24 protein-coding genes and 1 pseudogene are annotated in these 22,867 nt (G+C 38.4%); 22 read left to right on the top strand and 3 right to left on the bottom strand.

Going from position 1 to position 22,867, the window contains the following annotated elements; genetic code table 11:
- Positions 1–50 precede the first annotated feature (50 nt).
- From IPK31_14125 to IPK31_14115, 3 genes are all read right to left on the bottom strand, one after another.
- The gene (locus tag IPK31_14125) at positions 51–635 is read right to left on the bottom strand and encodes a PorT family protein (protein ID MBK8088975.1); all 585 of its coding nucleotides are present in this window, start codon (positions 633–635) and stop codon (positions 51–53) included.
- A 97-nt stretch (positions 636–732) separates the two neighbouring features.
- A complete protein-coding gene (locus tag IPK31_14120; GenBank protein MBK8088974.1) occupies positions 733–1,725 on the bottom strand; it encodes a hypothetical protein in 993 nt (330 codons plus the stop codon).
- A gap of 61 nt (positions 1,726–1,786) precedes the next feature.
- On the bottom strand, positions 1,787–3,043 hold the full coding sequence (locus tag IPK31_14115; protein ID MBK8088973.1) for a metallophosphoesterase: 1,257 nt from the start codon (positions 3,041–3,043) through the stop codon (positions 1,787–1,789).
- A gap of 197 nt (positions 3,044–3,240) precedes the next feature.
- Here IPK31_14115 and IPK31_14110 point away from each other — a divergent pair, with 197 nt between their 5' ends.
- From IPK31_14110 to IPK31_14005, 22 genes and pseudogenes are all read left to right on the top strand, one after another.
- Positions 3,241–3,918, top strand: coding sequence for a metal-dependent hydrolase (locus IPK31_14110; protein MBK8088972.1), 678 nt, complete (start codon positions 3,241–3,243; stop codon positions 3,916–3,918).
- A gap of 28 nt (positions 3,919–3,946) precedes the next feature.
- Positions 3,947–4,769, top strand: a pseudogene (locus IPK31_14105) (ParA family protein).
- A gap of 311 nt (positions 4,770–5,080) precedes the next feature.
- Positions 5,081–5,563 carry a hypothetical protein gene (locus tag IPK31_14100; protein ID MBK8088971.1) on the top strand — a complete coding sequence of 161 codons (483 nt, stop codon included), beginning with the start codon at positions 5,081–5,083 and terminating at the stop codon, positions 5,561–5,563.
- Positions 5,564–5,659: 96 nt separating this feature from the next.
- Positions 5,660–6,190: a hypothetical protein gene (locus tag IPK31_14095; GenBank protein MBK8088970.1), complete on the top strand. Its 531-nt coding sequence runs from the start codon at positions 5,660–5,662 to the stop codon at positions 6,188–6,190.
- Between the two features lie 45 nt (positions 6,191–6,235).
- Positions 6,236–6,526, top strand: coding sequence for a hypothetical protein (locus IPK31_14090; GenBank protein ID MBK8088969.1), 291 nt, complete (start codon positions 6,236–6,238; stop codon positions 6,524–6,526).
- A 40-nt stretch (positions 6,527–6,566) separates the two neighbouring features.
- Complete coding sequence (locus IPK31_14085) at positions 6,567–7,205, top strand: hypothetical protein (protein MBK8088968.1); 639 nt, start codon at positions 6,567–6,569, stop codon at positions 7,203–7,205.
- 52 nt (positions 7,206–7,257) lie between these two features.
- The gene (locus tag IPK31_14080) at positions 7,258–7,674 is read left to right on the top strand and encodes a DUF4920 domain-containing protein (GenBank protein ID MBK8088967.1); all 417 of its coding nucleotides are present in this window, start codon (positions 7,258–7,260) and stop codon (positions 7,672–7,674) included.
- Between the two features lie 2 nt (positions 7,675–7,676).
- Positions 7,677–8,171, top strand: coding sequence for a hypothetical protein (locus IPK31_14075; protein ID MBK8088966.1), 495 nt, complete (start codon positions 7,677–7,679; stop codon positions 8,169–8,171).
- A 162-nt stretch (positions 8,172–8,333) separates the two neighbouring features.
- A complete protein-coding gene (locus IPK31_14070) occupies positions 8,334–10,490 on the top strand; it encodes a hypothetical protein (protein ID MBK8088965.1) in 2,157 nt (718 codons plus the stop codon).
- Positions 10,491–10,599: 109 nt separating this feature from the next.
- Entirely contained in the window at positions 10,600–11,124 is a 525-nt protein-coding gene (locus tag IPK31_14065) for a hypothetical protein (GenBank protein ID MBK8088964.1), read from the top strand.
- A gap of 152 nt (positions 11,125–11,276) precedes the next feature.
- A complete protein-coding gene (locus IPK31_14060; protein ID MBK8088963.1) occupies positions 11,277–11,690 on the top strand; it encodes a hypothetical protein in 414 nt (137 codons plus the stop codon).
- The gene (locus tag IPK31_14055) at positions 11,645–12,469 is read left to right on the top strand and encodes a hypothetical protein (protein ID MBK8088962.1); all 825 of its coding nucleotides are present in this window, start codon (positions 11,645–11,647) and stop codon (positions 12,467–12,469) included. Before IPK31_14060 ends, IPK31_14055 begins: the two co-directional genes overlap by 46 nt.
- 18 nt (positions 12,470–12,487) lie before the next feature.
- Entirely contained in the window at positions 12,488–14,383 is a 1,896-nt protein-coding gene (locus IPK31_14050; GenBank protein ID MBK8088961.1) for a hypothetical protein, read from the top strand.
- 122 nt (positions 14,384–14,505) lie between these two features.
- The gene (locus IPK31_14045) at positions 14,506–15,888 is read left to right on the top strand and encodes a hypothetical protein (GenBank protein MBK8088960.1); all 1,383 of its coding nucleotides are present in this window, start codon (positions 14,506–14,508) and stop codon (positions 15,886–15,888) included.
- Between the two features lie 16 nt (positions 15,889–15,904).
- Positions 15,905–16,753 carry a hypothetical protein gene (locus tag IPK31_14040; protein MBK8088959.1) on the top strand — a complete coding sequence of 283 codons (849 nt, stop codon included), beginning with the start codon at positions 15,905–15,907 and terminating at the stop codon, positions 16,751–16,753.
- Entirely contained in the window at positions 16,750–17,295 is a 546-nt protein-coding gene (locus tag IPK31_14035) for a hypothetical protein (protein ID MBK8088958.1), read from the top strand. Before IPK31_14040 ends, IPK31_14035 begins: the two co-directional genes overlap by 4 nt.
- Before the next feature lie 68 nt (positions 17,296–17,363).
- Positions 17,364–18,488 (top strand): hypothetical protein, encoded by a 1,125-nt coding sequence (locus IPK31_14030; GenBank protein MBK8088957.1) that lies wholly within the window; start codon positions 17,364–17,366, stop codon positions 18,486–18,488.
- A 68-nt stretch (positions 18,489–18,556) separates the two neighbouring features.
- Positions 18,557–19,072 carry a type VI secretion system tube protein Hcp gene (locus tag IPK31_14025; protein ID MBK8088956.1) on the top strand — a complete coding sequence of 172 codons (516 nt, stop codon included), beginning with the start codon at positions 18,557–18,559 and terminating at the stop codon, positions 19,070–19,072.
- 41 nt (positions 19,073–19,113) lie between these two features.
- Positions 19,114–19,371 (top strand): hypothetical protein, encoded by a 258-nt coding sequence (locus IPK31_14020; protein MBK8088955.1) that lies wholly within the window; start codon positions 19,114–19,116, stop codon positions 19,369–19,371.
- Entirely contained in the window at positions 19,371–19,793 is a 423-nt protein-coding gene (locus tag IPK31_14015; GenBank protein ID MBK8088954.1) for an SET domain-containing protein-lysine N-methyltransferase, read from the top strand. Before IPK31_14020 ends, IPK31_14015 begins: the two co-directional genes overlap by 1 nt.
- Positions 19,790–20,188: an SET domain-containing protein-lysine N-methyltransferase gene (locus IPK31_14010; protein ID MBK8088953.1), complete on the top strand. Its 399-nt coding sequence runs from the start codon at positions 19,790–19,792 to the stop codon at positions 20,186–20,188. Before IPK31_14015 ends, IPK31_14010 begins: the two co-directional genes overlap by 4 nt.
- 245 nt (positions 20,189–20,433) lie before the next feature.
- The gene (locus IPK31_14005) at positions 20,434–22,854 is read left to right on the top strand and encodes a circularly permuted type 2 ATP-grasp protein (GenBank protein MBK8088952.1); all 2,421 of its coding nucleotides are present in this window, start codon (positions 20,434–20,436) and stop codon (positions 22,852–22,854) included.
- Positions 22,855–22,867: the final 13 nt, after the last annotated feature.

Genomic DNA, 22,867 nt, shown 5'->3' with positions numbered 1-22,867 from the left:
AAAAAAGACCTCCCTGTTAGGAGAGGCCTTACTATAGTAGATGTAAGTTTTTACAAAGCTAACCCAACACCAAGTTGAAAACCTGTTGTTTTCCATTCTTCCTGACTGCCGATATCACTGATATCATTTAATCCAATAACATATCTACCATATACTCTTATACGAAGAATATTCAGTTGTGCACCAAAGAGCATAGAAAAATCGCCATTTTTAAATGCTTGCCCTCCATTATCAATCAGTGTTTTATCCTTATTGATCAAAATCCCGAACTGTGGCCCCGCCTGCAATGATAAAACCTTTGCAGGCTTGTAAGTTAATAGCAATGGAATACTCAAATAATTTAATTGTGGGTTGGAAAGATTCTGGTTTGCAAGATTTTGATACACTTGCCTAATGTTATAGGCAGTATCTGTATTAATCTGGTTCCACAATACTTCTGGTTGAATAGCCCATTTTTTTCCTAACGGTATTTCTGCAAATACACCTACATGATAACCAAGTTTATACTTTTCATCAAATCCACTTCCTTCAATTTTCCCCATATTGGCACCGAGTTTTGGGCCAATGCGGAACTGTGCAAAAGATGTAGCCGATGCTGTAAGCGTGACAAGTAAGATTACAAGATACTTTTTCATTCTGTTTGATTTTAGTTGTTTATCATTAACGTCTAATAAAGTGCCAATCATTTATGTTCGCTTGTAAAAATATGTTAAGAACAACCTTTCTGTTATACTAAAACATAAATCCAAGCTGAACGGTGTAGAGTACATTGAATTTATTTTCGCTGCTTAAAAGATAATCATCAATATATACTTGGGGATTGAGATAAAATTTTCCAACATACCATGCAGCATCGAGGTTAAGGCCAACCGAATAAAAATTAAACCCGGATGATTCTGATGATGACTGATTATATGCTCTTCCTAACCGTGGCCTGTTTAATATACTTTTTCTCCCTTTTGAATCAACAGAAAAATTACTCACTCCGCCAATGAGCATCAGGCAGGGTTTAAATGTGATGGCATTCTTTTTCCCAAAGCCCTTCCATTCAAATTCATGCTGTACAAAAGGTATGAGTGAGAAATCTCTCACTCGAACAGTTGAAGTATCATTTACATAGAAGTAAAAATATCCCGGGCTTGGTAAGAATATCCTTTGCGAATCAAGATATCTTGATGTTTCCCTGTACTTCCCTGCTGAAAAGCCAATCATTACACCCGGCTGAAAAATTCCCTTCTGTTTATTTACATAAGCAAACAGGTCATTATCATAAGGCGATGATGTATTTACAAATTCTTTCTTTCCAAAAAACCTTGTGTACGAAAAACCAAATGCAACCTCTTTACTTTCCGTGTAATCGTACCCAACTGTTGCTGAATGCTGCAGCAATTGAATGGATTGCCCTTCCTTCAACAGAGAATTATTATATGATAAACTCAACCCGTTTTTAAAATAATACCCTACTGTTGGTATAATACTCAGGTTGCCGGTTGATTGCTGTGAATTGAGTGCAATATTTTTTACACTGAACTGTGTGTTACCGACACCTATGCCTGCAAGAAAATAACTGGCTGGTTTGGGAGAACCAAACATTTTCAAAAACTCATCCAGTTCCTTTTCAATGGAATCTTTGTTGAGAGGAATTGTATCAGCTACTGTTTCCTGTGCATAAAGGTTTACACACAGGAGCAGGGCAATGCATAGTTGAATAAGTGGTTTCGGCATAAAAAAGTCAGGTGGCAGAGAACATAGACCACCTGACTGCAAGATAGTTTAATCGAATAAATTATGTTAGCTCAATCAATGTGATTTCGGGTAAAATACCTACCCGGCCGGGGTAACCAATAAATCCAAAACCACGGTTCACATATAATTTTTGATTGGCCTGCTCATACAACCCAGCCCATTGTTTGTATACATATTTCACGGGGCTCCAGCGAAAACCGGGAATCTCTACTCCAAACTGCATTCCATGTGTATGCCCTGCCAGTGTAAGATCTATGTCTTTAAAATCAGCAGTTACTTCTGCATTCCAGTGCGATGGATCATGACTCATCAATATCTTAAACGGCGAATCTTTTGCCGGGGCATGTGCTTCCGGTAGTTTTCCAAATGACGGAAAATTAGCTTTTGCACTGGTATTATCGATACCAAGTAATGCAATATGCTCGCCATCTCTTTCAATCATTGCATGCTCATTACTCAGTAATTTCCAGCCAAGCTGTTTATGAACCGCCTTTACTTCTTCTGCATTGGCCAATTGCTTTTGCCGTACTTCTTCTTTTGTTTCACCCGATGGAAATCCATAATCATGATTACCCAAAGTTGCAAATACACCATGCTTCGCTTTCAAGCCGCTGAAAATATCCATGTATTCTTTCATCTCTTCAGCTGAGTTATTTACCAGGTCGCCGGTAAACAAAATTACATCTGCATTTTGCTGATTGATTTTATCAATCCCTTTTTTAACTGCTTCCTTATCTGTAAAGCTGCCGCTGTGAATATCGCTGATATGAATAATCTTAAACCCTTTGAATGCAGATGGAAGGTTACTGAAGCTTAAACTCAGTTTCTGCAGGTTGTATTTGTACTTGTTACTGAATCCATACAGTAAAGATGAAAACAGTCCGCCACCAATTGCAAGACCAGCCCAGCTTAAAAACATAGAACGGGTAATGCCTGTAGTGCTGCCGTTATTTTTCGGATTCCAACTCGGGAAAATAAAGCTGCCAGCCCATTGCACCACTCTTCTTACATCATCAGCCATAAAAAATACACTGGCTAAAATTTTGGCAAGGAACAATCCAATTACAATGGCAAAAGCATAGGTTCGCAGCAGTTTGTGCCAGCTTTCATAATTGGTAAACGCAATACTCAGCATTAAGGTTAAAGAAACAACGCTGATGCCCCAGTAAATTCCATAAATAATCATTCTTGTTTTAGGAGCCCAGCCAACAGCAACAATTTTTAATGCCTGGAACACATAAATATCAAGCAACAAAAAAATCAGTAAAAAAATCCATGATCCGGCTAATCTTCTCATAATGGTCAAAATTGAAGAATAAAAAAAACAACCGCCTGTTAATTTTTGATAAGCGGCTGCACATTATCCGTATAACAACGGGGGATAACTATTGTTCCCGAATATTATGCCGAACCCTTATTTTTGTCACTATGGCATTCAGCCATTGACAATCAATACAAATCAGGTTCAAACAGCCCCATTAATTATACAAGGATATGAAGTTTACCTATTACGGTCACTCCTGTTTTAATGTAGACGTACAAGGAAAGAAATTACTCTTTGATCCTTTTAGTTCTCCAAATGAACTGGCTGCACTGGTAGATATAAACAAAATAGAAGCCGATTATATCCTCATAAGCCATGGCCATGAAGATCATATTGCCGATTGTGTAAGTATTGCCAAACGAACTGGCGCATTGGTGATCTGCAACTGGGAAATCTATCTCTGGTTGCAAAAACAGGGAGTGGAAAACATTCACCCCATGAATACCGGAGGCAAAAAAACCTTTGACTTTGGAACAGTGAAATGTATGGCAGCCCAGCATTCTTCCTCCCTGCCTGATGGATCGTATGGTGGAAACCCGATGGGATTTGTAGTAATGGCAGATAAAAACTTTTATTACAGTGGCGATACAGCACTAAGCTTAGATATGCAATTAGTACCGCAGGGTGCGCCGATTGCGTTCTCTATCATGCCAATTGGCGATAATTTTACAATGGGATATGAAGATGCAGTAAGAGCAGCACACATGATCAGCATTCATACAGTAATCGGTGTTCATTACAATACCTTTCCTTACATTGTAATAGATACAGAAAAAGCGAAACAGCATTTCGCAAAGAACGGATTGGAACTGAAACTGCCGGGTATTGGTGAAACAATAGAGATTTGAGATTAATTAAACAGAAGAATTGAACACTATGGGTCGTATTATTGGAATTACAAATCAGAAAGGTGGAGTTGGTAAAACCACAACAGCAATCAATCTTGCTGCCAGTTTTGCCGTACTTGAATATAAAACATTGCTGGTGGATGCTGATCCGCAGGCAAACAGCACAACAGGTATTGGGTTTGATCTGCATCATATTCAACACAGCCTTTATGATTGTTTTGTAAATGGTATTAATGCAAAAAGACACCGTACTGAAAAGTGAAATTCCTCATCTTGATCTTATCCCCTCACATATTGATCTTGTTGGAGCTGAAATTGAAATGATCAATCAGCCCAACCGTGAAGGTGTTTTAAAACATTTGCTGGAACCGTTGAAAAGTGAATATGACTTTATTGTCATTGATTGTTCGCCTTCATTAGGATTGATTACAGTAAATGCATTAACAGCTGCTGATTCTGTTTTGGTTCCTGTACAAACTGAGTTCTTTGCACTGGAAGGTTTGGGCAAATTGCTTAATACCATTAAGATTGTGCAAAGTCGTTTAAACCCACAGTTAGTAATTGAAGGAATATTAATGACTATGTATGATGGTCGTTTACGTTTATGTAACCAGGTGGTAAGTGAAGTGCGCCGCCATTTTGAAGGAATTGTATTTGACTCCATCATTCACCGTAATACTCGTTTAAGTGAAGCCCCAAGTTTTGGCAAGCCCGTTATTTTGTACGATGCCGACAGTAAAGGAGCTATCAATTATCTCAACCTTGCCAAAGAAATTCTGCAACGGAATAATCTCACCAAGATTAAACAGGAAGACAAGATTATTGAAGTGGATGAGGAAGAGTTGAATTAAGAATTACTGTTGCTGATTTAATTAATACGCTTTTCTTCAACCTCCCCTTCAAGGCTAAGAACATTCTGCAGCTATACTGAATACTTCAGGTAATTTACTAATCACCTCCTTATTATTTGGGGAACTCATCTTTCTTTCCATCCAGTCCTTTTCTCCTTTTCATTCATTGGCATAAACCGTCAGCTTTAAAATTTCATCTCAGATATTCAAGCCTAATGACATATCTGAAATATCCTGTTTTTAAGGGATAGTATTCTGCTGGAAATAGAATCATTTTTACTTCAGCATTCAAACTATAAAACTATAAACGAATGAAAAAACTATACGCAGCAATTATTATTTGCAGCTTCATGGCACCATTGCATGCCCAGGTTTTGAAAAAACTCAAAGGACAATTTGAAGATAAATTCAAAGAAAAGATAGAACAAAAGAAGAATCAGAAAATTGATGAAAAGACAGATAATGCCGCATCTAAAATTATGAATGCACCTGATAGTGTAATAAAAAAAACCGGCGACTTCATAAAAGAAAAACGTCAGGATAAAAAAGATTCATTAAAAATAAAAGAACAGCAAAAGACTGACACCCTGAATACCCAAGTTGCCCGGGCAGCAGTAATTACTTCAGCTGAATTTTCAAACCATGTTACAGAGCTGGCGCTACTATTGATAAGGAATTCTACTACAGTAGATTTCTTTTACAAAGTGCAGCAACTGAGAACAGGCAGTTTCAACAGAAGGTCTTACCTGCTATCTGCGTGGATGCAGAACAAAACTAATATGAACCAGATATAGCAGTCGCAAAAAAAGAATATCCTGTTTTTCAGGGATTGTATTCTGCTATAAATAGAATCATTTTTACTATATCAGTTAAACTTTAAATAACAAATCATGAAAAAAGAAATTTTACTTTCAGTATTAATGATCTTAGCAATCAGCGGAACCTATGCACAGACCGTGAACAGGCCCGGAAAACTCAAAGAAGCAGTATTGCGGCCAATCAAAAATGCTCCGGTCAAAAACACAGCTCCTGCACAATTTCCCGATCTTGTAATTGTTTCTTTTGATGCCAACTATTTAGGTCCCCAAGTGGTGGACGGTGTTACCAAAAATCTTGTCCAAATAACATATACCATAAAAAACGAGGGTACTGCAGGTGTGATGGCAAACTTAGTTGGCTGGCAAGGTTGGGTTGGATATGATTCTGGCAATCCAAAACTCATTCCCGGCGGCGGATCAGCTGTTTCTGTATCTCCAACAGATGTTATTAATCCTGGCGAGACCCGTCAGCGTTCGTTTAGGGTTACTGTAGCGTTTGATAAAAACAACCACCCGCTATATACAATGTATTTAGATGACTTAAATACGGTGAAAGAATCGAATGAACAAAATAATATAATGCAAAAGGCAATTTTATTTTAAAAATAAATATAACTACGTTCATTACCGTTTATATCATCTTTGATTTTGTACGGAAATAAACTTACTGCCAATGAAGTTTCGCTTCCCAAAAACACCAAAACAAATCCTTTAAATCTTGGTGGTTTTGCAGCACCTCCATTTCCAAAATCAGTTTACGATTGTATTGCTATGGAACCTGTAAAGTCAGTTTACGGCCAGCAATTAAAAGAACAGGTTGTCACTTTGGGTGGCAGGTTGAAAGCAGTGGCAGCCAAATTACATTTGAATCAACCCTATTTCTTAACTGAGCAATACGACATATCCTGTTTTTCAGGGATTGTAACCAGCTTAAAATAGAATCATTTTTACCTCAGCATTTAAACTCAAAAAACAACACATGAAAAAGAAATTATTCTTTGCAACATTTTTATTGTTTGCAATTGCTGCAGCACATGCGCAAATCATAACCAAGCCTGAAAAAAAACCGGTAAGAAAAGTATTGACGCCGGCTCCGCCCCCTGCTCCCCCTCCACCATCTACTAATAAAAGCACTACTACCGGCACTCAGAATGCAAGTGTTTATTCTTTAACATCTGTACGGGTGTTGATCAAAACAGGCAGTGATAATAAGGAATTCCCGTCCAAAGTTTATGTAACACTTATGGCAAAAAGCACTCCTGCAAACTGGCGCAATTATCTCCAGTTCAGTTTGGGTAATGAAATGAAAATAAATTCGACTACTGAGTTTGGTCTCGATCTGGAAGGGCGCCCACCTACACCCCTGGAAGACTATCAAAAATCCGGACTGAAGTTGTCAATATCTTATGATCCCAATTTTTTTGCTGATGCATGGAAAATAGAGTCTGTTAGTCTTGTTTTAGAATTTAAAGACCAATTTGGCAGCCTCCATCCAACGCTTGGAAGTAAAACAATAACATTCAGTAATGCATATGGCTTTCTAAATAATGAATATCGTTACATGGAATGTTTTACTGATGCGTCTTTCGCACCTCTTACTTCAGTTATACGTAAATAAACTACCTGAGAAAAGCATTAAAAAGAAGATAATTTTAAAAGCAAAAAAAATCATGAAGAAGCTATTGCAAATTCTGCCACTCATTTTATTTACCATTACCGTAAATGCCCAGCAAACTGAAGACGATATTTATGTTGGCAAAAGCAGAACCTTTGGAAATTACAGGGGAGCTGATATCAAAACGGCTAAACCAATGAAAGGTCAATCAATTATAACGGGCATAGTGTTAAAAGTTGACTGGTGCGAAGAAGACTGCTTCACAGTTTGGGTAAAAAAGGATGATGGAACTACAGTAGCAGTTGGAACAAAAGACTACGGATTTACTGTTCCAAAAAAAATTGTTGGCAAACGGATCATTATCGAAGGAGTAGAACCATCCAAACTCATACCTGAAAAAAAGGCAGTAAAAAAAGAGTATCAGAAAGGTGTTCAGGTTGCAGCAACCGGCATACGAATCTTTACTAACTGACGATGAAAAAGAAGATCCTTCTCCTGTTCATAGCATGGGTAAGTACTGTTTCCGTTGGCTTTTCCCAAACCGACAGCTTTGATATTTTCACCTACCAGACGCCGGAGTTTTTTACAAAAAGTGAATTGCAATCGAGAGTTCAGTTTCAGTTAACCAATAAAGACGGGAGCTTTTGTACAATTACGTTGTACAAAAGCCTTCCTGCGAAAGAGGATCTTTTAAAAGTTGCAATGAGCCAATGGAATGAACAGGTGGTAAAGAGATTAGCTAAAGCAGATAAAAAACCGTCACAAACACTTACAGGCAAGGATTGGGATGGCTGGCCATCTGCCTTATCAATCGGCAACTTCTATCAGAATAAAAAGAAATGCGTAGTGATGTTATATACGTTCAGCAATAGTAAAACATCAGCATGTGCTGTATATGCATTCAGTAACAAAAGTTTCAAAGCGGTTATAGAACTTTTCTCCAAAAATCTTCACCTGAGCTCCCAATAAAACTGCTATCACTTTTCAGGTATTGCTTTATTACATTATTCCGTCTAATTTACAATAGAATCAACTTTACTGCTAAACTGTCAGCAAAGGCAATATCCTGTTTTTAAGGGATAGGTAACCCTGCTGTTTGCCGTTACTTTTAATCTGAAAAATAAATTCACCATGAAAAAGTGTTTCCTTCTTTTCAGCACAATTTCTTTGCTGGCTTTTACAACAAACAGTCTTGCGCAGGTAAAGCCCAAACCAAAGCCAAAAGAAAAGCCTCAAACAGAAATGGAGAAGATGATGAAAGAGGCACAAATGGAAATGGACAATATGGATCCGGAAACATTGCGGATGATGGACAGCATGGGTATCAAGAGGCCATCGTTTAAAAATGTGCCGAAGGTGAGTGATCAGCAACTGAAAGAAGCAACAGAAAATGAAAACAGAATTGTTCCTAAAAAAGATGTGGATAGAATAGCAGCCATACCCAAAACTGTAACCGATGGCCGTATGGGTGCATATATTACTTCCATTCAAAATAAAGCGGCCACACTGCTGAAACCGGAAGTAAAAAACATGGCAGATAAAATTTACACTTATATCAAATCAAAAAGTAAAAACAGTGCTGAAGCAGGCAACATGGCCACAGGATTATGGATAGCCGGCAAGCCCGAAATTGCTTATTATACATTGGGAAAAATTTGTGCAGATGACCCCACTAATACAGATAACCTCAGCAATTATGGTTCCATGCTGTCCATGTTAGGTGTACAACAATTAGCTATTCCCATTCTTAATAATCTCAATACAAAATTTCCCCAAAACAGTACCTTACTCAACAACCTCGGGCAGGCCTGGTTTGGCCTGGGTGACATTGCAAAAGCAGAAAAATATTTAGACAGCGCAATCCGGATATACGCTTATCATCCACAGGCTACTTATACAAAATCATTTATTGAAGAAAGCAAGGGCAATAAAACGGAAGCAGTTACTCTTGTAAAAAAATCAATTCTTCATTCTTATTCTAAAGAGAAAGAAGACCGTTTACGCAAGATGGGACATAAACTTACTGACAAAGAAGTTTCGCTTCCCAAAAACACGAAAGCAGACCCTTTAAATCTTGGTGGTTTTGCAGCGCCTCCTTTTCCAAAATCAGTTGACGAATGTATTGCTATGGAATCTGTATGGGCAGCTTACCGCCAGCAATTAAAAGAACAGGCAGCCGCTTTAAAAACCAGGTTGAAAGCTGCGTGGCAACTGGCGATGGATATGCAGCAGAAAAGATCAAACGAAAATATTGCTATGGTAAAAGCATCTGTAAATGCAGGCAGCCCACAGGGTGTACTTACATTAGTGCCAATGCATGCCAGCGCAGCATATCTTAAACAAAATGAAGTAAAGGATGAATACACACGCAGAATGGCCAGGTTTGTGGAAAAAACAACTGCATTTTTCACCGGAACAGCCGTGCTGTTAAAGAGAGAGTATGATGCTACTATGGAAAAACTGAGGGAAGAAGACCTGGAACAAACCGGTGAAGGTTTACCCAACAAAGATTTTTGTCCCCGGTATAAAGAAACCAGCGATAAATACCTGAGTGCTTATAATGGAACAGTAGAAACCTTCCTCAAAGAATATCTCGAAATACAAAAAAAGTACCTGAATGAAACAACACACTGGCAAATGTATTCTGAGTGGCCTGAAAAATTTGAAGCCCATAAACTGGAAGCTAAAATTGCCTGGTTGGGTGCACTTACTGCCGAATCTCCATTTTCATTTGAATCAATAACTAAATACAAATGCGCAAAGCCGCCAGTGGGAAAAACAGGCAAGCTTTCAAAGTTTGATGATGTGGCATGCCAGTACAATGATACCATGGATTTAAAAATAATAAAGTTTACAAACAACTGCAGCCGCATGACCAGTGAATTTGATTTTTTGTTTCTAAGCTATGTAAGAAAAGATGATTTTGAACGTGCAGAGGGTGATACCTATATCAGCAGCACTTACAAAATAAGCGCCGAAGCTGGAAAAGATTTAAAAGCAGGCCCGTTGAAAGTGGAAGCCAAAGTTGGTGGAGGGATTGAATTTGAATTTGGGCCGCAAGGCATAGAGGATGTAGTGCTAATTGGAGAAGCTAAGGTGGGTGCAGGTACAGGCATAATGGATGAGGACGATAAGTCGGGTTCACCAGGAATTGGTATAGGAGGGAAAGATGCTTTTCCCACTACTGTTGAAGCAGGTGTGGAAGGCCGAATCAGCATCATTAGCGGAAAGGGTTCTGTGAAGGGAAATATTGGCACTTTGAAAGGCATTAAAATAACTGAATGGTAAAACTTCTTTTAAAACAGGTGAAAGTGCATCAGGCAAATTCCTGTGCAAGAGGCAGGTGATTAGTAAAATCAAAAAACAAACGAAGTAAATTTTGATAAAACCGACTAAAATGAATAAAATAATTTTCCTTGCACTCATTGCAGTTGCCGTCACTTCACAGGCACAGCCGGTATATGTTGACCGCATTGGTTTCAAACTCGAAAGTATTGCCGATATAGATATTGGCTGGATGGAAATTCGGAAACATACAACAGCGCCAAAAGGTAAACAACTTGGCGATAGAGTTTACAGTGCCAAACAAATTGGCTACTGCCAGCAATTTGTAGAATGGATGCAGCAATCTTATGTGCCAAGAGGCTGCCTGGGTAATGCGACTTATTATCAAAATGCTATACCCAAATTCAGCGGCACAAACAGTCTGATGGGCAATGCAATTAACATGCATGCACAAGCCCTGCCACTTATGTATGGTGCGCAGACAAAAGTCCACATGTTTTTGAAAAAGATGCAAATGGAAAATTTATACCCCAAACCGGGCATGGAGAATATTGGCAAATTGAGGTCAATCAACTCCAATACATCAGCGAACCGGTATCTTTTATTTCAACTACCAACGAATACTATTTTATTATAACAGATTTTAAGAATCATTCAAAAGGATATAATCCGGATGACAAAATCAAAAGTAATTTATTGGGTTTCGACAACCACAAAAACATTAAAGCATACAGGCATTTTTTAATACCGCCACAATCTGGTATCGAATATCCTCAGTTCGTAGTTATTATGACAAAGGACAAAGAACTGCCTTTTGAAAAAATAACGATTGGTGAGTTTTTTACAGAAGCTGAAAGGCAATTCCCTTTTTGGCAAAACATTGAAAAGGTAACAGCAGAAAATTATTTAAAAGCCCAAAACAACCTTGCCAGGCTGAAAGAAAAGTATAAAAATAAATGGAATGACATTGCTGAATTGAAACTGGGCAAAAACCAAATGAACCTTTATGATTTTATAAATGCAACAGCAGGTTATGTTGATCTGTTCGATAAAAATGAAACACAAACCACCTTTCCCATTTTAAAATTAAAAAGTCAACCAGGGAGCTTTGCAAAACCGACCAGCCACAATGGATTGTTATCAGGTGGAGTTGGGGAATGGAAAACCAATCTTTTCACCTACACTTACACGAATCAATACTGAACAATTTCAATTTTGAATATGTCTATAACTATTTCTTTAACCCGGAAAAAGTAAAGGGGCAAACTTATAAACCACTCCGTTCGCCATTATACAAAGAAGCCGCAGCAGTTACTGAAGCATCGGAAGCAGTTAAAAAAAATAGGGCGGACAAAAACATTCATTTCTTTGAAGATTTTTCAACAACTGCGCCCGGCAAAAAACCAATTGGCTGGCAGGCGAAATTTGCCAATTCGGGAACTACAGCTATTGTAACCAACCCGGTTGGATTAGATGGAAACTGGGTTGAGCTAAGAGGTCATTACATTAACGCTGATTTATTAAAAAAACCATTACCTCAAAATTTCACATTGACTTATGACATTGCTGTACCGCAAAACTTTACGTGGGGCGCAAAGGGATTAACCATGCAACTGTCAAAAGAAACATCACCCGGCAATGCCGAATCATATATTAAGTTAAAACTTCGTCCCGGCTTTGACGGCAGGGATGGTGAAGCAACGCTGGAAACAAAATTTCCTTCACCTCCGGGTTATTCAAATAGTTCCAAATGGTATACAGCACCTGACTTTTCCAATAACAAAAAAAATAACCGCATTACAGTAACCATTAAGAAAACTGATGAAACCCTGCAGGTATTTATCAATAGTAATAAAATTGCTGAGTATGAAAAAGCAATACCACTGATGCATTTATTTAATGCCCTGTCATTTGATTGCGCAGGTAATTCATCAGAGAATGATAAATTTTATATCAGCAATATTAAAATTACAAAAGAGTAAATATTTATTATCTATGAAGTGGGTATTACTATTTGCAGCTTTCTTTTCTTAGTTGGTAATATATCAGCGCAGCTAACACCCGAGCAACGAATACAGGACAGTGTAATTGGATGGTGGAGCAATAATAAATTCGATCACCTGAAACCGCAAACAGACGCAATTGGCAAAAAAAGAGAAGTACATGTAAATAAAATGCTGGAGTGGATGAAGAAAAGCTACACACCGGTGGGCGGCCTCGGAACATCCAGCCGTTATATTGATAAACTGGGTTACGGTGTGCTCTGTTATGTATGGAATGTAAGCCATGATAACCAGTGGACAGAACCTAACGGGAACTTCAGACCAATACCTGAAGAAAATACACCTTTCTGGATTGCAGCAAACAGGATATTTGGCAGTTATACAATTCCTTACCTGCAAAAACCAAATGAGTATTACTTTACCATGCAACCCAACGGCTATGCAGCCAATTCGCAGTTTATGGAGTATGGTAAAAAGGCTGATCCGAGAATTCATCCGAACGCTTATAAATACATTACCTGGATCAACGACTGGCAAAGCGTTTATTTAACTCCCAACAATAAACTTCCATTTATTGCAGTAACCAAAGGGGAACTGTTACAACAGGCAGAGGAGGCACTTGATAAACAATGGACTTATGAAATGAAAGATGTACAGGAAAAATGGCCTGGAAATAAAAAAACGCAGGATGAAGTATTGGTTATCCGCAAAAAAACGATTGAAAAATACAGGAACAATATTCAAAAATTAAGAGAGCGGCATCAAAGCAGTTTGAATGAACCGGCAGTAATAAGAGCCATGCAACCTACCATGTACAGCTTTGAATTGGATCCCGACATTTTCAAAATTGATAAAGCGGAAAAAGCCTTGAACCAGGGCTTCAATGTGTACAGAGTTGACCCTGCCTTATATGCAAAATTACAAAGCGATACACCTCAATGGATTGCTGTAGCCTTCCCTTTTCAAACAAAAGAAAAAGGCAACCAGTTATATGAAATGTACACTGCATTATCTCAGAATTTTAATTACGAATATGCGTACAATTATTTCTTTGATCCTGAAAAAGTAAAAGGCATCCCTTATAAACCGGCGAATGAAGACCAGTTAATTGCAAGATTGAATGGTTACCGTAAAAAAAACACCTCGTCTGTTCATCCTGCAACAAAACCTGTTGGGTTACCGGCGAATACTTTTTTCTTTGATGATTTTTCATCTGGCAGTGAAGGTGCTGATCCGGCCAACTGGTTTTTCAACAAGTATGGTAAACATTCCATTATTACCTCAGTAAAAAATCAACCTGGGATGTGGCTGCAATTGGGTTACAATAATTCTGTAACTCCTTCCCTGCTGAAAAAACCGATCCCTGAAAATTTCACACTTGAATATGATATTCTTACCGATGGCGAATTTTCTTCACGTACAGGTGGTGCGGCCACCCTCGTCTTAAATTCAAGAGTTGCCAATACAAACGGTAATGAATCGAATGGCGGTAATGGCACAAGGGTAAGTATCGATGTTATTTCCGGCAACGAAGCAGCTTACAACAGCAATAACTATATGGGTATATTAAGGATAAATATCAGTTCAGTTCCTACAAACAATAAACAAAATTTTTCTGAAGGCATTTTCTTTGAATACCCGTTGACTGAATTCTCAAATAAGAAAACAAAAGTGCATGTATCAATAAAAGTAACATCAGGAGTACTTGCCGTTTTAATCAACAATAAACAGGTGGCCATTTCAACAGATTTCAAATTAGCTTATGGCGGCAAATGTGTTACCTGCGGATTACCGGAAGGAACAAAATTCAATACCATTTTCTGGAAAAACAGTACCAGTGACGCTGATAATATTAAAATATACATGGGAAATGTAAAAATTGTAAAGAATTAATAGGATACCCGAAAAAATCCCTGTTTTACAGGATTACCGGAGGCAGAAATCAGGATTAGTTTTACTGAATATCAAAAGGCATGAAAAAACTATTTCTTCTTAGCTTCCTGTGCATATGTACTTTGGCATCTTTTGCACAAAAAGAAACCTTTGATCTTGTTACTTACTCTCCGCCCAAAGGCTGGAGCAGGGATGCAACAGAGACTATCATAAGCTTTACTGTCATAAATAAAAAGAATAACAGTTGGTGTCGGATTAACGTTGTAAAAAGTACCGTAAGCAAAGGAAGTATTGAGCAGGACTTTAAAAGTGAATGGCAGAATTTGATTGTAAAAAATTACAACCCTTCCGTAGCACCCCAGCTGAATGAAATACAGGAGGTAAATGGATGGAAGATAAAAAATGGTGCGGCAGAATTCACCTTTAATAACAGTACTGCAACAGCTTTACTTACAACCATGAGTGGATTTGAGCGATGCATGAGTATTGTTGTTACAACCAACAGCCAGGATTATATAAGGGATATTGAAGCTTTCCTGGCATCCGCCACTTTAATAAAACCGGAAGTCGTTCCGCAACAAACATATGGGCCACAGGGAATACTACACACAGAAATACAAAAAGAACCGGCAAAGCAAAAAGTTACCCAGCCCACTCCTTCTGTTACAAATTCCGGCTTTGCTTTTTCTACCACCAACTTTGATGATGGTTGGACAAGTACCGTACAGGAAGACTGGGTGGAAGTAACAAAAGGAACTATGAAAGTATTACTGCATTATCCTAAAGACGGGACAATATTTCCTGCTGACCCGGAACCACTGACGAATGCAGCATGGAATATTTTAGTAGCTCCACGTTACAAAAACCTGACTAACTATAAAACCGCATACATCAGTACATACAACAGGCCTTACCTTGGCATGGGCAATGCAACTGAAAATGCTACAGGAAAAAACGTCTCTATTGTTTTCTTTCGTCAGGATCAGGTTTGGATAGAGTTTATTTCTCCTGACAAGAACACCTTTATCCAGCAATATAAATTTGATCCTGAAACAATACGATGGGACAGTAATTCTGACTTGATGATTCCATTGGCAAACATGACCGTTTACAACAAATTTGCACTAGCAACTTCCGATTTCAAAGGAAAATGGACAAGTGATTTTACCGGCATACAGCAAATGTATAATGTGTATACAGGGCAATATGCAGGCATGAACATGAACCAGTCAAATGAAGAATTTATTTTTAAAGATTGGAGTACTTATAGTTGGAAATTACTGGTAGTTAATGGGATGGTGGGCAATGCAAAGTTTAACGAAGTAAAATCGAACGGCAAACTTACTGTGCCTAATAACTGGCAGGTTCATTTTTCAATGATTGAAACAAGACCAAGAACTTATCATGCATTTTGGTCTTGCATAAAAGGGGCAAGAATATTAAACCTGTTGGATGCTGATTACCCCGGTTCGGGGATATATACAAAATATGGATTAGCTAAATAAAATTAAACGTAATAAAATGCTTAAAAATATTTTCTTCTTATTATTCTTTTTTTTAGTAACAAATTCATTTGCGCAAAAAAAAATGACCCCCATCAGTCAATCATCATTAACAGGTATCAGTTTACCAAACGGAAGTAAACAGGATAGCCGCATGTTAAGTGTGGCCGGAGCAAAGATCTTACTGGAAATGGAAAGTAAGAAAGCCAATGTCTCATTATCTTCTCCTGAAGTGCTGCTGTTACCTCCCGCTGCTGCCGGTGGATTTAATGCAGATTCACTGGTAAAGAATCTTTCTGACCAGGGATGGGCTGTTTCAGTCATAGAAGGAGATAACAAGTATGCCTGGCTGCAAAAAGATAACCGCAATCTCATTATGTATTTCTCAATGAATGCAAAAGAGACAGGGTTGTATTTTGCTGAAGCTGCTTCTGCTCCTGTTCAAAACGGAGGCGGAAACACTACAGGCACAATTCAAACTGCACCAACAGAAACAAATCAAACACAGCAAACAACAAACACAGTTGTTCAAACCAACCAGCCGGAAGTTGTTCAGACTAACCAAACTGAAGTTGTGCAACAGCCAACAACACCCGTTACAAATTCCGGCTTTGCATTTAACACTACCAACTTTGATGATGGATGGACAGCTACAGTACAGGAAAATTGGGTGGAAGTAACAAAAGGAACAACAAGGGTTTTAATTCATTATCCAAACAAACAGGCTGATGCATATAACTCTGTTTTGATGGATGGATTAAAAAATGCCTGGAATATTTTAGTAGCTCCCGGTACAGCAGTGCCTCAAATTTTGAGTTTAAGCCACTTACCGGATGGCAGTCCATTGAATTTGCAGAAGCTGATTTGACAGAAAATGGGACCAGCAGAACGGTGCATGTTGTGTTATTCAAAATGAATTACTCCAATGGAAGTGGAAGATACCTGGAATTTATTACACCTGATAAAAATTCGTTTGAACAGGAATTCGGGGCCTATCATCAAACAACCTATGGCTGGGAGAAGATGGAGAACATGGCATTTCGTAACAGGTTTGCCATTGCAGCTTCTGACCTTACAGGTAAATGGACAAATAATTTCAGCGGATCCGTTCAGTATGTAAATGTCAATACAGGTTTTGATGCAGGTACGGCAACACATGCATCTGCAGAAAATTTTCTGTTTACAGCGGGTAATACATATAAATGGGATTTGGGTGTTGCCAGTGGCATGGTTGGTAATATTAAATTTCAAAGTGTAAAATCAAATGGAAGATTCTCGTTACCCAGTAACTGGCAGATTTCATTTTCTGATATGGAAGGAAAGCCAAGAACATTCAATGCCTATTTCTCCTCTATAAAAGGTTTCCGGATTTTATGGCTTGATGACAAAGCTTATGGAAAGATTGAGTGATAGAAACCAAACCGATTCGCTTTAAAATGAAATGTAACTGAGCAGATGTAAATGTTTAAACTGAAAAAATGAAATACGGCCTTCTACTCTTAATGGTTTTTGCTGCATTCAGTACTGCTGCACAGAATTGCACCGAAGCATCCCTGCTCGAAAAACCGGGTGTATGGAAAGAAAGCAGTGGTGGCTCTTCAGGAATAACCGCAGCTGATTTTGCAAGGGAGAAAAAAAATGTAGCTGCCATACATGCAATGATCAAATCAACATATTCGCCCATGGGTGTGCATGCCAATTTTAATGGCGGCTATAACAGGGCTGAACCATACATGCCCTGTAACAGCTATATCTACAGTATCATCCCATTAAACTATTACTGCGATGGAAACACGATTAAAACAGAGCATGAAACATCCACATATTTTTCCATCAATTCCAACATCTTCGATTCTGAAATATATGATACGGCCCAGGGCGACAGATTATTGATGGAAGGATTTAATGTGATGTATAACATGCCGGTTGAAAAAGATGGATACTGGTATTTTAAAGAAGCAGATGCCCCACTTGGCTTTGGCATGACGGGTAAACGCATTATGTGGCTCATTACCTATGATGGAAAACTTCCTTACACATATGTCACCAAAAAAGAGTTCCTGAAAAAAAGAAGGCTGGCGCTATTCGCTCAGATGAATATAGCTTCAGAAGGATTTAAAGACAATCTTAAGAACATTGAGATTGAAAAAAAGTATAAAGAACAAGAGTATAAAAACGATCCAGCCAAATTAAATAAGTACATGAAAATGGATTACCTGCAGATTAAAGCCAGGTATGAAAAATTGCTGGCAGAAAATGAAAAAAGTTTCAGGCCTGCATTTGATAAAATTGATGCTCAGCTTAAAATGTCTGCTGAGGAATTGAGCCAGCATGCGATTGTAAAGGATGACCCTCAAGATCACTTGTCTTATCTCTTTACAACTGCTGAAGACCCTTTCAGAAAAATACTGATCAAACCAAACCCAGACTATTTCAATAAAAAACTGGCAAGGTCAACAGCACAGTTTTTCTGGGTATATATAAGATGGAACGATCAGAATCCGATTGCAACAAAATTCAGGAATGACATTATAAAAGCCGTTGATTTTACTACGTTGAAAAATATGACAGGGAAAGATGTTGTACAACCAGTAAAAAAATAAATATAGACATGCAAATAGCTTTTATCAAAAAAAATCACAAACAACACTAATAAAACAAATCAACACTTATGCGTACAATTATCTTCCTCCTTTTCTTAATCCCTTTTTTTGCAACTGCTCAAAAACAGGATGTGTACATCAGACTTACTGATGCAAATGGCAAACAGGTTAATGGCGATGCGGTAACAAAAGGTTTTGAAAAATGGATGCAGGGCCTTTCTACAAGTTCAGGAGGTAAAAGCAACACACAGTTTAGTTTCACCATGAACATTACAGGTGCATCCGCCGATTTAAAAAGAGCATTGGCGAATGGGGAGTTTCTGATGAACGGACAGGTAAATGTAATGCAGACGATCAATGGAGCTTATACTCCACAACCTGTATACTTTATTAAAATGGAAAAAATCAGGGTACTGTCCTGTGCAGAAGCAATGGGCTGTAATGGTGTAATGACAACTACTGTAAGTCTGCAGGCAACAAGAATCGGGTGGACTTACTATCAAACAGGTAAAACAGGTGCTCCAAGCGTTTCAAACAAGTTTGGCTATGATGCAGAAACCGGCGGCTCGTGGACAAATTTTTAATCACACAATTAATACTCATCTCATCATTAATAATTCCTCACATGAAAAAAGTAATTGCATTATTCAGTTCCCTGTTAATTTTTGCTGGCGTAAAAGCACAAACCACTCCAACAGTAAAGAAGGAAACAACTGCGCCAACAACACAAACCATAAAACCGGTTGTACAGAATGTGCCTATTAAAGACCCGGGAACAGCAACCATTAAAAAAACAGACAAAATTACCAAGATCGGTTCCATCAAAAAAACGAATGTGGTTCCTTTAAAAGAAACCTCTGTAACAAAACCCGACAAACATTAATGTCAGTCTTTTTCAGGAAGAAAGAAATTTCTCTACCCGATGGTATTGAAATAAAGCAAAGCACCCTGCATCAGCGGGGAGTATTTGCTTCTAAAGCATTTAAGACAGGAACTGTTATAGAAACTGCTCCTGTTATCTTACTAAAAAAAACAGACAAAGAGTTTCTTTACTCCACCTCCCTGTTTCATTATTACTTTCTTGTAAAGGATGAGCAGTCTCCCGTTGTATTAGGATTGGGTTACACTTCTCTTTATAATCATTCATACAAAGCAAATGCAGTGTACAGCATTTCATTAAAAGATGCTACTTTAAAAATTACTGCCTGTAAACCCATTCAGTCAGGTGATGAAATTACCTTGAATTATAATGGCAACCCTGATGATGAAACTCCTGTCTATTTTCCACCTGCATCAACTGTATGAAAAAGCAACTATTCATAAAAGAAATAAAAGGCAAAGACAGGGGTGTTTTTTGCAAACAACTCATCCCGAAAGATGAAGAGTTTGAAATCAGGCCAGTACTTGTGCTTCCTGCAGAAGACTATGATACTGTAAGAGCTTCTCAACTGGTTGACTATTTCTTCAGCTTCAACAAAGAAGAAAATACGCTGGCACTTGCCCTTGGTTTTGGATCATTATATAATCATGCAGTTTATTCCAATGCCACTTATGTACTGGACAGGGAAGCAAAAACAATTACATTTTCTGCATTGGAAGACATTAAACCCGGCACTGAAATCTGCATCAATTATGCTGGCGAACGGGGGCAGGAATTTAAGGAATGGTTTGAATCGAGAAATATTGAGCTGAAACAGTGAACTCATTACTGTAAATCTTGTCAGCAACTGCTTTTACCCGGAAGCAGAGCTTCCTGATTTATTTCGTATTTTTATTGCTGCAAACAGCTTTAATACTACATGACCGACCAATCAACTGTCAATACACTACTCGAACAATATATTCCGGCCCCAAGTTCCTACAACGAATTATTTTCTGATGGAAAAAATATCAGGCCCGACTGGCAAACTTTTTTTCTTCCTTAGGCCAGTTAGGATATAACGAATTGCAAAACCGGAATGCGGATATTCTGCGCCTGCTGAAAGAAAATGGTGTAGCCTATAATATTTACAATGATCCATCAGGTGAAAGTCGCCCCTGGGAACTGGATCCTATTCCACAATTAATTACTGCCAAAGAATGGGAAACAATCAATGCAGGATTAATACAAAGGGCTGAATTATTTAACCTGTTGCTGAAAGATATTTATGGCCCACAAACATTAATAAAAAAAGGAATTATACCGCAGGAATTAATTTACATGCATCCCGGTTTTATCCGTTCCTGTGTAAATGTTCAGTTACCCGGTCTTCAGCACCTTGTTTTATATGCAGCTGATATGGCCCGTGGCAATGACGGACGACTCTGGATCATCAGTGACCGTACACAGGCACCCTCAGGTTCAGGTTATGCACTGGAAAACAGGTTTGCCATGTCAAGTGTGTTGCCTGAACTATTTGCTGATTTGCAGGTAAGAAGATTATCACCCTACTTTGATTCACTGCAGCAGGCATTGAAAGCCATTGCTCCACATAATACCAGCAATCCACGTATTGTTATTCTTACACCCGGCCCGGATAATGAAACGTATTTTGAACATTCCTATCTCGCTGCCTATCTCGGTCTTACATTGGTGCAGGGAAACGACCTGATGGTAAAAGATAATTGTGTATGGGTAAAAACAATCGAGGGTTTAGAAAAAGTAGATGTCATATTACGCAGATTAGATGATGCTTATTGTGATCCGCTGGAATTAAAAAGCGATTCTCTTCTTGGTATACCCGGTTTAATGCAGGCAGTACGAAAAGGAAATGTTGCTATTGCCAATCCACTTGGCAGCAGCATTGTTGAAAATGCCGGGCTTGTTCCTTTTTTACCTGCCATAGCCAAACATTTTTTTGGAAAGGAATTGATCATGCCTACCATTGCTACCTGGTGGTGCGGACAACCCAAAGAAATGGAGTATGTAATTGCCAATTTAAAAAAACTGGTTGTACGGAAAATATTTAGAAATGTGGCAGGCACCCGTTCTGCCATTGATGGGGCTTCTCTGTCGGCAATACAGGCAGAAGAATTGATAAAGCAAATAAAAGCAAATCCCTTTTTGTATGTTGGCCAGGAAAAAATTAATTTTTCATCAGCACCTTCTTTGGTTGATGGAAAGATCGTAGCTGGTCATTCACTCTTCAGAAGTTTTTTAGTGAGCCATAACAACAGTTATGTTGCTATGCCCGGAGGATTGACACGCAACAGCACAGTAGAAAACAGTTTTATTATCTCCAACCAGTTGGGCGGCATCAGTAAAGACACTTGGGTGCTTTCAGCCGAAGACGAACAGGAACAACCTGTATTTCTGCAGCTCAATACTGATATACGTGAAACAAAACAATTAAAACGATCGCTTCCAAGTCATACAGCTGAAAATCTTTTTTGGGTTGGTCGTTATACCGAACGGGTAATTTATAATGCAAGATTACAGCGAACAGTGATGCAGCAGATGCTGAAAAGCAATAAGCCGTTTATTAAGGAAGACAGCAATACAACTGAAACACTTCTGTTACAAACATTAACCCAGTGTACGTTTACTTTCCCGGGTTTCTTTGATGAAGAAAATGACCCCTATAGCAATCCATGGGGCGAGTTAACAGATGTTTTGTACAATGAAAAAAGAAATGGAAGTCTCAGTCAGAATATTTCCATGTTAAAAAGATCGGTGTACAGTGTGCGTAATTTCTGGGCGCTGGATACATGGCGTGTACTGCTGCAAATGGAAGAGGAATGGAACAAAGCAAAAACAGACAAACAGGCAGATCATCTGCGGATGATCCACACCATTGATGCATTAAACACTTCGATGTTTGCTTTTTTAGGAATGAACAGGGAAAGTGTAAGGCGTGAACAGGGATGGAACATACTTGATCTTGGACGAAAAATTGAGCAATCGCTTTACACCATCACTTTATTAAAAGCCTTATTTCAAAAGAAACAGGAAGAACAGGTTGAATACGATTTACTGGAGTCGGTAATGATTGCAAGTCAAAGCCTCATTACTTACCGTTATACGTACAGGGATCATTTGCAACTTCCATTGGCACTTGAATTACTGATGCTCGACAACAACTATCCAAAATCATTAGCCTATCTCGTTAAAAAAATAAAACGGTATGTATCACTCTTACCAAATGAAATAAGAGATATTCAGCTGAGTGAAAAAAAACGAAATATGCAGGAAGCCGACTCTTTATTACAACTGGCCGATGTTGCAACTTTAGTACAATATGATCCATACAGCAAAGAATTTAATGAGCTGAATAAATTCTTAGATAAATTGTATGAACTGATCTCTGACACATCTGTTTTGATTTCTAAGACTTATTTCAGGCACAGCCAGGCGCAAAAACAATTATTTACAACGAACCTTATTTAACAGATCCGCTCAC

Source organism: Chitinophagaceae bacterium (assembly GCA_016713085.1).
GTDB lineage: Bacteria > Bacteroidota > Bacteroidia > Chitinophagales > Chitinophagaceae > Lacibacter.
Note: the sequence above shows the minus strand (reverse complement) of the source record. Positions and strands in the feature narration are given on the sequence as shown.

Coding starts and splice junctions, on each gene's coding strand:
- IPK31_14125 (MBK8088975.1), bottom strand. CDS start 635: ATGAAAAAGTATCTTGTAATCTTACTTGTCACGCTTACAGCATCGGCT.
- IPK31_14120 (MBK8088974.1), bottom strand. CDS start 1,725: ATGCCGAAACCACTTATTCAACTATGCATTGCCCTGCTCCTGTGTGTA.
- IPK31_14115 (MBK8088973.1), bottom strand. CDS start 3,043: ATGAGAAGATTAGCCGGATCATGGATTTTTTTACTGATTTTTTTGTTG.
- IPK31_14110 (MBK8088972.1), top strand. CDS start 3,241: ATGAAGTTTACCTATTACGGTCACTCCTGTTTTAATGTAGACGTACAA.
- IPK31_14100 (MBK8088971.1), top strand. CDS start 5,081: ATGAAAAAACTATACGCAGCAATTATTATTTGCAGCTTCATGGCACCA.
- IPK31_14095 (MBK8088970.1), top strand. CDS start 5,660: ATGAAAAAAGAAATTTTACTTTCAGTATTAATGATCTTAGCAATCAGC.
- IPK31_14085 (MBK8088968.1), top strand. CDS start 6,567: ATGAAAAAGAAATTATTCTTTGCAACATTTTTATTGTTTGCAATTGCT.
- IPK31_14080 (MBK8088967.1), top strand. CDS start 7,258: ATGAAGAAGCTATTGCAAATTCTGCCACTCATTTTATTTACCATTACC.
- IPK31_14075 (MBK8088966.1), top strand. CDS start 7,677: ATGAAAAAGAAGATCCTTCTCCTGTTCATAGCATGGGTAAGTACTGTT.
- IPK31_14070 (MBK8088965.1), top strand. CDS start 8,334: ATGAAAAAGTGTTTCCTTCTTTTCAGCACAATTTCTTTGCTGGCTTTT.
- IPK31_14065 (MBK8088964.1), top strand. CDS start 10,600: ATGAATAAAATAATTTTCCTTGCACTCATTGCAGTTGCCGTCACTTCA.
- IPK31_14060 (MBK8088963.1), top strand. CDS start 11,277: ATGACAAAGGACAAAGAACTGCCTTTTGAAAAAATAACGATTGGTGAG.
- IPK31_14055 (MBK8088962.1), top strand. CDS start 11,645: ATGGAAAACCAATCTTTTCACCTACACTTACACGAATCAATACTGAAC.
- IPK31_14040 (MBK8088959.1), top strand. CDS start 15,905: ATGCTTAAAAATATTTTCTTCTTATTATTCTTTTTTTTAGTAACAAAT.
- IPK31_14030 (MBK8088957.1), top strand. CDS start 17,364: ATGAAATACGGCCTTCTACTCTTAATGGTTTTTGCTGCATTCAGTACT.
- IPK31_14025 (MBK8088956.1), top strand. CDS start 18,557: ATGCGTACAATTATCTTCCTCCTTTTCTTAATCCCTTTTTTTGCAACT.
- IPK31_14020 (MBK8088955.1), top strand. CDS start 19,114: ATGAAAAAAGTAATTGCATTATTCAGTTCCCTGTTAATTTTTGCTGGC.
- IPK31_14015 (MBK8088954.1), top strand. CDS start 19,371: ATGTCAGTCTTTTTCAGGAAGAAAGAAATTTCTCTACCCGATGGTATT.
- IPK31_14010 (MBK8088953.1), top strand. CDS start 19,790: ATGAAAAAGCAACTATTCATAAAAGAAATAAAAGGCAAAGACAGGGGT.